The organism is Paracraurococcus ruber (assembly GCF_004353985.1).
Taxonomy (GTDB): Bacteria; Pseudomonadota; Alphaproteobacteria; order Acetobacterales; family Acetobacteraceae; genus Paracraurococcus; species Paracraurococcus ruber.
Map to the genome: position 1 here is coordinate 1 of NZ_SMOA01000696.1, position 472 is coordinate 472.

Below are 472 nucleotides of genomic sequence, written 5' to 3' on the forward strand. Positions count from 1 at the left end.
GGCGACGCGCTGCGCCTCATCGGCGCGGCGGTCGGCCAGGCGGTCGGCGGCGTCGCGCAGCGCCTCGAACCCGTCCGGCAGCGGCCCGTCCGGCAGGTCCCGCCGCTCCTCCGGGCCGGGCGGGGCGCCGCCCTCCAGTCCGCGGCGCAGCAGCCGCCAGGCGCGGTCGCGCGCCTGCCGCACCGCGGCCACCGCCGCGCGGGTGGGCATGGTCTCCCCGGCGGCGATATCGGCCAGCTCCGTCTCCAGCCGGGCGATCTCGGCCAGGATGCCGTCCTGCTCCTCCCGCGCCCGCGACAGGGCGCGGCCGGCCTCCGCCAGGGCCTGGCCCTGCTCCTCCGCCTGCGCCGCCAGCGGCACCGGGCAGGCCAGCAGCGCGGCGGCGTCGCCGGACCAGAGCGGCAGGGCGGCGAGCGCCGCGGCCGCCTCGGCCGCGGCGGCGGCCAGGGCGCGCCCGGCCCGTTCCAGCTCC

The 472-nt window shown here is 83.1% G+C and carries 1 protein-coding gene; it reads right to left on the reverse strand.

Annotation, left to right across the window (positions count from 1 at the left end; genetic code table 11):
- Positions 1 to 472: hypothetical protein (locus E2C05_RS33875; protein ID WP_205083318.1), on the reverse strand; the 472-nt coding region annotated here is incomplete at both ends.